The organism is Veronia pacifica, assembly GCF_001707825.1.
GTDB lineage: Bacteria > Pseudomonadota > Gammaproteobacteria > Enterobacterales > Vibrionaceae > Veronia > Veronia pacifica.
Genome location: NZ_LYBM01000142.1, coordinates 1 through 348, shown reverse-complemented (window position 1 = coordinate 348; position 348 = coordinate 1). Strand labels below are relative to the sequence as shown.

Genomic DNA, 348 nt, shown 5'->3' with positions numbered 1-348 from the left:
AAGAAGAATGAATCATCAAAAAAATAATAAAGATCATCTTGGCTAAAATCTATATTTGAATGATTGATGGCATGGAATTCTAAGTGATTTTTTAAACCGTCCTTATTGAGCGCAGTGTCCATGTGCTCTCCACTTATAAATGAGATAAGACCATTAACTTTTCCATTCTCTTTATCAAGTAGGCAGTTTGATAAGTTCATATCAAAGGTAAAAATACCGCTTTTTTTGTAATTTATCTGGCCACTAGCCGAGCAACCCACAAAATTTTCAGACGTAAACTCACCACTCGGACTGATATCTATTGTATACCCTTTTTTAACCGACCAAGCTCCAGTGATACTTGTTTGG

The 348-nt window shown here is 34.8% G+C and carries 1 protein-coding gene; it reads right to left on the bottom strand.

Annotated elements, in window-relative coordinates:
* Positions 1-348, bottom strand: a 348-nt coding sequence (locus tag A8L45_RS24925; protein ID WP_175402092.1) for a hypothetical protein, incomplete at both ends; no start/stop codon positions are given.